The sequence below is a fragment of the Pseudomonas sp. NPDC089534 genome (assembly GCF_044749305.1).
Lineage (GTDB): Bacteria > Pseudomonadota > Gammaproteobacteria > Pseudomonadales > Pseudomonadaceae > Aquipseudomonas > Aquipseudomonas ekonensis.
Genome location: NZ_JBIVHR010000011.1, coordinates 85481 through 95348, shown reverse-complemented (window position 1 = coordinate 95348; position 9868 = coordinate 85481). Strand labels below are relative to the sequence as shown.

Sequence of the window (9868 nt, the reverse complement as noted above, 5' to 3'; positions counted from 1 at the left end):
TCGTCGACCGCGGACGAATTGCAGTGCGAGTCTGCCGTGCTAAGGCTCCTGTGGGGCGGTCGTTTTTGCTGGAGGAGGGGGCAACGAACCTGAATGGGTTGCCCAACTGTTCAGGGCAGGTGCGAGACGGTGAGGGCAGGCTTCCCCGAAAGTCGGTGAACTGCCGACGAGACCGCCAGTGCACGACAGGAGTTTGTGGAGCGTTTGCTGATGAGAGGGCGAAGTCTTTTGGAGGTGCTGCATTGTCGCGGTGGAATCCACAGCTGAAAGCTGCCAGTTACGAACAGCCGCTCCCGGCAAGAAGCAGCCCTTCAGGTATCGCTGCTTTCGGCCATACGTGGAAGGGACATCTGGCGTTTTTAGCAGTTACTCACCAACCAACGTTGCCAAAAGAAACGCACCCGTGGTAACGAACGGCGCTTTCTCTTCGTCGCGCCTATCTACTTCACAAATTCGATTATCGGCATTTTGTACTTGCCTTCCTGGATGTCTTTGCTCGGCCCATAAAGCCGCAAGATAACGTAGAAGTCCTTCTCCGGAATTGGCAGGAAATTAGGGTCGCTTTCCTGACCGTTGGCTGCCAAGTTTATAGTGTAGAAGCCGTCCTTGCCTTTCTTCAGCGTGCGGTCGCCCCGACTGTGACGATTAATGTCGTTATGGGCCATCAGGCGATTGTCGTTGCCATACACGGTGAATGACCAGAATTGACTCACGTCCGGGGACTTTAAGTGGATGCGGTAATGTTTGCCATTTGCGCCGTTGAGTACCTTCTCGTCGCTGCCTTTTACCGCTTGGAGGTACACCGACTCATCAGGTGGCAGTCCCCATTGGCCGATCAAGGTGCCCTCGGCAAAAAGATCACGGGCGCCATCACCCAACTGTTTACGAGTCCCCAGCAACTTGCCGGCATTGGTCATTTTCGGCGCCAGTTCCTTGAGATGTTCCATCCCCAGTTTCTGGCCTTTTTCTGCGGCGGCCAGCTGCTCCTGAGTGAAGTCCTGTTTGCACGGCTCCAGACCAATTTCCTTGTACTGCGCCAACCACTTGTCATCAGCCTTGCCCAGACTCCCTTCACACAATACGAAGTTGACCCGTTGCAGCCAGTTGGATTTGTCGTAGTCAGGGTAAATGCGGGTTTTCTCCTTCGGCCCTGGTTCCCCTAGGTATTGTGACAGTGTTCGAAGGTTCCACTGATCCATGTAACCAAGGGCAACTTTCTCATCGTCCTTACCGGTGGCCATTATCCGACCCATTATTTTGATCAAATCAGAATCCACCCGGATTACTTCCGTCACGCTTCCCGGCACCTCACCCTTCCAGTCCTGCGAGGCGAACATGAAGCGCCCACCCTTCTGCCCACGAGTGCGCGAACCGATCATTGTCACTGTGTAATGGCCCATGTCCATCGTGTGCAGAATCCAATAGCGACCTTTATCCATGTCCGGCACGCTGATTATTACTGGCTCGGCCGCCACATCCATCCAGCCTTGCAGGTGCAGAGTGTCGTTGTTGATCGTCGGGTGATCGGTGTAGGTGTCGTCGGCCAAGTGACGGATATTCTGGAAGCGATTCAACGGGGTGTTTGTTTTGACTGCGGTCTCATAGAAAAACTTGTAGGCCTCATCCATCGAGTAGGCATAGATATAGGCATCCTTCGCAGTCTTATCGGTGATTTCGGCAAAGGCCGGGAACGCTATTGAAATTAGAGAAGCGGCGAATATGGCTCTCTTCATGAGAACTCCCGGTACGCTCTGAATGGAACTGGAAGTGTAGGCGTGAATCCAGAAGGCCGTTTTGGCTGTGGATACGCCTTAGGGCAACCTCCGCAATGGGCCGACTCTCGCCTGTCGTGACCATTTGGGGAAACTGACAGGGACGCAGATCATCGTTTGACTATAGTGATCATCGTTTACCGGCCAATCATCGGTTACCTGATGGAGTAGAGACGATGCACAGAGTTCGAACGCTGACTGCAATTGCGTTGGCCTTGGCGGTCCTTACCAGCTCCCAGGCAGGCTATACGCAAGACGGTACTGAAACCCAGGGAGGCCAACCGCCTCCTGGCTCGCAGACGTCAATCAAGGATTTTGACTATCAGATAAAGTACCAGCGGGCGTTTGAGGCCGTCTTGTGGAACATGCCGGCGATTTCCATCTACAGCTTCCGGCGCGCTGCGTTTGAAAAACTGGGCGCCAAGGACAACGACTTCATTGCCTACTCTGCGCCGGCAACCCCAAAACTAGAGGCTATTACTGCCAACAGCATCACCCCTTACATCGCCGCATTCACCGATTTGCGTAAGGGCCCGGTTGTTCTGGAAGTGCCACCCGCGGGCGCGCAAGGCAGCGTCTATGGCCAGGTCGTAGACGCTTGGCAGTTCACCATTGCCGATGTCGGCCCATCCGGTTTGGACAAGGGTAAGGGTGGCAAGCTGCTGTTTACCCCTCCCGGCTATAAGGGCAGCATCCCGGCCGGCTATATTCACGTCACGTCACCCAATTACCGGATCGCGCTGGCCTTCCGTTCCGTGCGTGCACCAGGAAAATCCGCAGACGATGCCTATCAGTACGCCCAGAAACTGCGCATGTATTACCTGGCCGAAGCGAAAAATCCGCCGCAACAACGTTTTATCGACCCGATCAACGAGGTTTATCCGACCCTGCCTTATTACGATGAAAGGCATTTCGAAGATATGCACGCGGTGATGACCGTCGAGCCACCACGGCCACAGGACAAAGTGATGTTCGGCATGTTGCGCTCACTGGGCATCGAGCGAGGAAAACCGTTTGCGCCTGACGAGACCACCCAAAAAGCCATGCGTCAGGCGGCCATCGATGCATGGTTTTATTTGCAGCATTGGTTCGACAACATCCCGAAAGACAAACTCTACTGGCCGGATCGCCACTACGCTTCGCTGCTGATGACCGATGAAAATAGGCGCTTTACATTTGAATACGAAGACAACATCGATCTCATTGGCCGGGCCGCCGAATATTTCTGGTGCACTTTCATGCCCAAGCAGCTCAGCGATTCGCCGGCAACTCAGTACTTGATGGCCATGGCGGACAGAAACGGCAAACCGCTGGAAGCTGGCAAACTCTATAAGCTCGATGTGCCTGCTCAGATGCCGGTCAAGCAGTTCTGGGCGTTCACGGTCTATAACCGTGATAACAACGCATTCATCTATAGCGATAGCGGCCGCACGACATTGTCCTCATACGATCTGGACTCGATGAAGAAGAATGTCGACGGCAGCACCACGATATACCTTGGTCCCAAATCGCCTGAGGGGCTGGAGAGCAACTGGATTCCGACAGCAGGAAAACGACCGTTGCCAGCTATGCGCTTCTACGGTGGGACCGAGGCCCTGAATAACAAGACCTTCAAGTTACCGGACATCGAACTGGTTGAGTGATCAGCAAAGGGGACAGATCTACTATTCAGAAAATGGATCTGTCTCCTTTTCTGTCAAATTTATCCAGAAGTGGCACCCTTCGAGTTGTCGATTTCGTTGGAGTAGTTGGGGAATAATTTGGAAAATACGGATTCACAGAAAAATCCATTCTGAAATGCCAAGAGCATCGAAGCCGGATCGCCAGGGCTGCCCTTTACAACGGCGTACACTGACATGAATACAAAAGGTGAAACGCAGAGAGCCGAAAGAAAGCTGCTCGAAGTGAAGACGATCTTTAGCTCGGTCAATAGGTTAATAGCTCTATGCTGACCAGACAGTTGCCGAAAAAGACATCCGAAAATCAAGCCGAAAAGCATTAGGCCGACAACCAGGAATACGCTCGAAAGATCAAGTGCTTGTCCGCCCTCAAAGCCCAGTTCAGCTGCTTCGCTCCATTGAAAGGTGAGGTATGTGGCGCCTCCCAGAATACAAAGTCCTGCAATCAGTGCAATTAATCTCATTTATATTCTCCTTGATTTTTTGCGGAGCAGTTGGGAGTGGATTAGTAATGCAAGTGCAATGGCTACCCCGAACGTTAATAAGTAGATGGCGATTTTTGAGCTTTGAATTGATGGCTTCTCTAAAATAGTCACTCTAGTCTTCAGGAATTCGTAGTAATCGGTAAATTTGTAAGAGCCTACATAGGCCAATCTGCCGTCTATCACGCTATAAGTTGCCTGGTTTAGGGCCTTTGGGTTGTCATGTATAGATTGATCCATGAGTCTCATCGCACGCACCAGCAGGGGCATGCTGTATGAAGTCGCTGTGATGGAAATTATTTCCGCCGGAAGATTTCTTGCGGGAAATACCATGGCCGATGATCCGTATTGCTCCTGATAAATCTTGTGATAACGCTGTTCAATGAATTCTAGGAGGATCACCGGGAAGGCTGCCTGAAGCGTGTTGTCAGCACGTACCGCGTGAACGACAAAAGCATCTGCCTCACGCTCCTTGGCATCGTAAACAAAATCGAAATGTAGAGGCCTGGAACCTGAACTTACTTTGTTCCCATGCAATATGACGTGCCCAATCTCATGTCCCAGCAGCCATGTCAGAAAATTCTGTTTTAGAAGTTGCTTAAGAATGTCGCCGTTGGCCAGGGAGTCGATTGTAAGACTCCCGCTGCTGTCGAAGGTGGCGATAGCTGTGGAGAAATTTTCCGAAGCGTGATCAAAGTCGTCCAGTATTCTGCTTACCGTTTTTGAGTTACACAGGACTACATTGGATGTGCCGGTGAAAGCACAGGAGATATTCTCGAAGCCAGTTAAAATATGATCGGGGTCGCTGCTTAGAAATAGGATGTTCAATTGGTTTTTTTGAGGGACTTCATTAACGGAAACACGACCATTAAATACGCTGTTGGCGGTCATTCTGCTCGCCAGAGCGGTCACGTATTCCTTGAAAGATAGCAAACGCTCTACGTTGTGAGGTTCTTGCAGCATCAGTGCCTGCTGCTTTTTTAACTCGGACTTTACGACGGCAAATGTTTTTTCCTCAGAGTAATCGAGGGTAGCCAACGACAGCCGGTAACGAAGAGTCCCGTCAATCACCAAATCGTTTTCAAGCAGTCCCATCTGCTTGTACTTCTCAATGGTTTGCAGAAATCTGTTCTCACGCAATTCAACTCGTCGGGAGTGACTGAGCGAGGTGCCAAGAGTGAGTATCAGCGCAAGCGCGGTGACACCTGATAGGACTAGTAGTGTGATGTTGCGATCGATCTGCACGGCAAGTATCCCTGCGGTCGAAGTAGACTATCGAGGTGGCGTGATCCCCGGCTTGGGAGGAGATATCGGGGCAGGGAAGCCAACGTGCAGGTCTCCATTCTTTTCATACGGATCCTTTCGAGTCGGGATAGCGGGAGCGCAGTCTTTCAACTCTTGAGACTATAGCTGGACTTTCCAACAGGCACTCGGCTGTGCCGGCGCGGCTGATTCAATTCCCTACGCCCCAATCGCTTGGTTCAACGGGAACATCAGGTTCAGCTTCGCCATATCCTGGATGCTGCAGCGGTGGGTTGCGTGTGCACCGTAATAACCCACAGGAAAGTCCATAGTTGGAGCCTCCGTCACCGCCGCGCAGACAACTGCTGCGGCGCCAAAAACGCATCATGGAAATAATTGCGAAACGCATGCATCGCCGGGCTGAGCGCCTGTTCGCGGTGCCAGGCCAAACCGACGCTCATCGGGGGGACTTTGTCGGTGATGGTCAGGTTTTCGATGCATTTGCCTTCCAGCGACCAGGGGCGGTATAGAAGGGCGAATAAAAAGGGCCTGCCTATTCAGGCCGGCCCTTTCGGTGCACGAAAGCAGCAGATCAGCGATCGTTCTTGGAGGACGAATCAGCCGCGTTGTCCAGGCCCTTGATATTGTGGGTTCCCGGCGTGGTATCGGAGATCGCCGTTGCCTTGGACAGGCCACGGGTATCCTTCGAATGGGCTACGGACGCAGTCGTCGCGCCATGCCCCTTACTGTCGTTCTTGGTAGTGCCGCTGTGCTTGCCGTTCACGCCGTGGTCGCGGATGGCCTTGCCAGCATGCTCGGCACCTTCGACCTTGCCATTGCGCTTCGCACCGTGGATGCCGGAGCTGCCGTCGGACGGGGCACTCGTATGGCCAAGAGCGCCTTTGCCCTTGCCGTTGCCGTGACCATTTCCATCGCCGTCACCACCGCCATTGTCACCGCTGTGTCCGGCGCTGTTGCCGCCGCCATGACCACTGCCATTGCCACCCCCGTTACCACCGCCGTGGCCACCACCATTACCGCCACCGCCACCGCCACCATTGCCCCCGGCATAAGCCGAACCAATCGGCGAGAGGTCGGCGGGCAGCAAAGCCGTGGCGCCAAGCGCGAATGCACAGACTGCTGCAACAACCAGGGTTTTCTTCATGATCGATACGCCTCCAGGGGCGGGGGTTGAGATCCCGGTCTGACTGCACTCCGGCCTCTTTGTTCGGGGCTTTCCGACGAAATGAACTCACTCAGGTGCCCAATTCCCTGTTGCTAACACAGCGTTGAATCGACCGGTTGAGTCCACAGCCATTCGCTATCCCTTCTAAAGGGCACGAAACGGCCAAAATCTTAGCGTCACAACCACACAAAACGCCTCAAAACCTCACCACAAAAATCCACCAAACTAGGCCATCGTCTCGACCACTTTCACCGCCGCGCTGACAACTGCTGCGGCACCAAAGACGCTCGTGAAAATAATTGCGAAACGCATGCATCGCCGGGCGGCATAGAAAGGGGACGGATCTACTTTCAGAAAATAGATCCGTCCCCTCTTTACCAATGACTTCTTTTGGGACTGTTCCGCCCGATAGCCTCCTGACTGTCCTTTTACTCCCACGCCCTTTGCTGCGAACATTTTTGCACTGACCCAGCCCTGGATAAGAATATGATGGACCTTGCTGTCGACTTTCCCGAGTTCTTCCTGCCCAGTTGCACGCTGCGACGGATTTATCGCAATGACGTCGAGGCGATTTTTGCCGGGCTTTCCAACCCGCAGGTAGTTGCCCACTACGGCGTGTCTTACGACAACCTCGAAGCGACGGACGAACAGATGCGCTGGTATGACGCGCTGCTGGAAGAGCACCGGGGCATTTGGTGGGGCGTTACCTTGCCGGGGCGGAACGAACTGGTAGGCGCCTGCGGTTTCAATGATTGGTCACACTCCGATCGCAGCCTGGAAATCGGCTATTGGCTGATGCCGGAACACTGGGGACGGGGGCTGATGCGCGACTGCCTGTCCACCATCCTCCGCTTTGCCCTGAGCACCCTCGGCGTACACCGCATCCACGCAGATGTTGAGCCAGAGAACCCCGCCAGCACCGGTTTGCTGGAGCGGCTCGGCTTCGTGTTGGAGGGAACCCTGCGGGATGTGGAATACAAGAACGGGCGCTTCCTCAACCTGCACCAGTACAGCCTGCTGGCCACTGACCCGGCGGGGCGAGCTTTGCTGGAGGACGACACGCCGACCCTTCGCCCATCCCGGGGGGCTGATGCGCGGGCGCTCAGTGCTTTGGCTCAGCGCAGCAAGGCCCATTGGGGATACCCCGAAGCCTGGATGAAGGCATGGGAGGCCGCGCTGACTTTCCACCCCGGGCAAATGACCGGCCAATACGCGGTGCTGGTCGCAGTGGATGGCCAACTACTGGGCTTTTATGGGCTTGAGAACGGCGAGGACGGCTGGCAGTTGGAACATTGCTGGGTCGACCCGCAGTCTATGGGAAGTGGTCACGGTCGGCGCCTGGTGGGGCATGCTCTGGCTGTAGTGCGAGGGCTGGGCGTGAGCACTCTAGCGGTAGAGTCGGACCCGTCGGCTCGGGGCTTCTACGAGCTGCTCGGTGCACAGTATGTGCGCGATGTACCACGTCCAGTATGTGGCGAGCCCCGGTATCTGCCGATGCTTAAGTGGGCGTTCAGTGACTAGACCTTATTGAAGAGTAACCCCTCGCGCCACAACCACGCAAAACGCCTCAAAACCGCACCACAAAAATCCACCAAACCAGGCCATCGTCTCGACCTCTTTCAGCGCCGCGCAGACAACTGCTGCGGCGCCAAAAACGCATCATGGAAATAATTGCGAAACGCATGCATCGCCGGGCTGAACGCCTGTTCGCGGTGCCACGCCAGGCCGACGCTCATCGGGGTGACTTTGTCGGTGATGGTCAGGGTTTCGATGCGTTTGCCTTCCAGCGACCAGGGGCGGTGCACCAGGTCCGACAGGATCGCCACACCGCTGCCGTTGGCGACCATGCTGCGCACGGCTTCCACTGAGCTGGTGCGGACGCGCACGTTGGGTTGCTGGCGAGCATTTTCCCAGTAGCGCATGGCGCTTTGTTCGGCCTCGTCGACGGTCAGCAGAATGAAGGGTTCTTTCGCCACGTCGGCCAGGCTGACCGCCGAGCGCTCGCACAGGGGATGGTGGCTGGGCAGCCATAACCGGCGTTCGGAGTTGAAGAGCGTCTCCGAGACGATGTCCGGGTGGGTGAGGTTGGCGGTGAGCACCACGGCCATGTCAAAGCGGCCTTCGAGCAGGCCTTGTTCGATGGCTTGGCGTTCCTGCTCGTGGACTTCGATGGTGACGTCGGGATGCCAGTGTTCCAGCCGCTGCAGGTGGTGCGGCAGGAAGTAGCCGAACACCGTGTAGCTCGCTGCCAGGCGCAGCACGCCGCTGGCGCGGATGTCCGGCAGCGGGCTGTTCAAGGCGTCGTCGACGCTGCGCAGAATCACGTAGGCCCGGTTCAGGAAGTGCCGCCCGGCGTCGGTCAGGCTCATGCCTTGCGCCGAGCGCTGGAACAGCAACGTGCCGAGTAGGCCTTCCAGTTCCTTGATCGCCGTGGTCACCGCCGACTGGGAAATGTTCAGGTGAATCGCCGCCTGGGAGATCTGCCCGATCTCGGCGGTGGCGACGAAATAGCGCACTTGGCGCAAGGTCAGTGACATGGGCACTCCGGTCGGCGAGGTCGCGGTTTTCAGGCTATCTGTTTTTCAGAAGATGACCTATCTGTTAATAGATCTTCCCAAGGGGTGATCGGGAATCTACTTTGACCTGCATGAAGTCACAAGCGTCAGGAGTAAGCGTCATGCAAGCAGTAGATTTCAACTCGGACATGGGTGAAGGCTTTGGCCCATGGACCATCGGCGACGGTGTCGACAACGAACTGATGGGCTTCATCAGCTCGGCCAACATCGCCACCGGTTTTCATGCCGGCGACCCGGGCACCATGCGCCGCACCGTCGAACAGGCCAAGCGCCTGGGCGTGGCCATCGGCGCGCATCCGGGGTTTCGCGATCTGGTCGGTTTCGGCCGTCGGCACATCAACGCACCGGCTCAGGAACTGGTCGACGACATGCTCTACCAGTTGGGCGCCCTGCGTGAACTGGCTCGGGTTCAAGGCGTGGCGCTGCAACACATCAAACCCCACGGCGCGCTCTATATGCACCTGGCGCGGGACGAGGAGGCGGCGCGTCTGCTGGTGGAAAACCTGCAGCGCCTGGAGCCGGACCTGCTGCTGTATTGCATGCCGGATTCGGTGATCTGGCGGGTCGCCACAGAACTCGGCCAACCGGTGATCCGCGAGTTCTACGCCGACCGCGAATACGACCTCAGCGGCTCCATCGTCTTCACCCGCAACGTGCGTGCCTACGACCCGGAACACGTCGCCGCGCGGGTATTGCGCGCCTGCCAGCAAGGCGTGGTGCGCACGGTGGAGGGTGAAGACCTGGCCATCGAATTCGATTCCATCTGCCTGCACAGCGACACCCCGGGCGCCCTGGCGCTGGTCGAGGCCACCCGCACGGCGCTCGACAACGCCGGGATCGAGGTGCGCGCACCGCGCTGATCGCCCGCGAAAACACCTGGCACACAGACGCCAAGGTTGCCCCATCCATGGATTTTTTGCCTGCCTTTCTA

At 56.1% G+C, this 9868-nt stretch carries 8 protein-coding genes and 1 pseudogene; 3 read left to right on the top strand and 6 right to left on the bottom strand.

The window, feature by feature from the left end; all coding sequences use genetic code 11:
- Positions 1–440: 440 nt before the first annotated feature.
- Entirely contained in the window at positions 441–1733 is a 1293-nt protein-coding gene (locus ACIP0B_RS05295; RefSeq protein ID WP_400830305.1) for a DUF1254 domain-containing protein, read from the bottom strand.
- A 215-nt stretch (positions 1734–1948) separates the two neighbouring features.
- Here ACIP0B_RS05295 and ACIP0B_RS05290 point away from each other — a divergent pair, with 215 nt between their 5' ends.
- Entirely contained in the window at positions 1949–3415 is a 1467-nt protein-coding gene (locus ACIP0B_RS05290) for a DUF1254 domain-containing protein (RefSeq protein WP_400830304.1), read from the top strand.
- Between the two features lie 59 nt (positions 3416–3474).
- Here ACIP0B_RS05290 and ACIP0B_RS05285 read toward each other — a convergent pair whose 3' ends face one another.
- The 4 genes and pseudogenes from ACIP0B_RS05285 to ACIP0B_RS05270 form a co-directional block, all read right to left on the bottom strand.
- On the bottom strand, positions 3475–3915 hold the full coding sequence (locus ACIP0B_RS05285; protein WP_400830302.1) for a hypothetical protein: 441 nt from the start codon (positions 3913–3915) through the stop codon (positions 3475–3477).
- A complete protein-coding gene (locus ACIP0B_RS05280; RefSeq protein ID WP_400830300.1) occupies positions 3916–5178 on the bottom strand; it encodes an ImmA/IrrE family metallo-endopeptidase in 1263 nt (420 codons plus the stop codon).
- A gap of 341 nt (positions 5179–5519) precedes the next feature.
- A pseudogene (locus ACIP0B_RS05275) lies at positions 5520–5708 on the bottom strand (LysR family transcriptional regulator); the annotation flags it as partial.
- A gap of 59 nt (positions 5709–5767) precedes the next feature.
- A complete protein-coding gene (locus ACIP0B_RS05270) occupies positions 5768–6340 on the bottom strand; it encodes a hypothetical protein (RefSeq protein WP_400830299.1) in 573 nt (190 codons plus the stop codon).
- Between the two features lie 507 nt (positions 6341–6847).
- Between ACIP0B_RS05270 and ACIP0B_RS05265 the strand changes: the two genes are divergently transcribed.
- Entirely contained in the window at positions 6848–7882 is a 1035-nt protein-coding gene (locus ACIP0B_RS05265) for a GNAT family N-acetyltransferase (RefSeq protein WP_400830297.1), read from the top strand.
- A gap of 98 nt (positions 7883–7980) precedes the next feature.
- On the opposite strand, the gene ACIP0B_RS05260 is transcribed toward ACIP0B_RS05265, so the two are convergent.
- Entirely contained in the window at positions 7981–8898 is a 918-nt protein-coding gene (locus tag ACIP0B_RS05260; RefSeq protein ID WP_085582336.1) for a LysR family transcriptional regulator, read from the bottom strand.
- A 140-nt stretch (positions 8899–9038) separates the two neighbouring features.
- On the opposite strand from ACIP0B_RS05260, the gene ACIP0B_RS05255 reads away from it, so the two are divergent.
- Positions 9039–9797 carry a 5-oxoprolinase subunit PxpA gene (locus ACIP0B_RS05255; protein ID WP_400830296.1) on the top strand — a complete coding sequence of 253 codons (759 nt, stop codon included), beginning with the start codon at positions 9039–9041 and terminating at the stop codon, positions 9795–9797.
- The last annotated feature ends 71 nt before the right edge of the window (positions 9798–9868 follow it).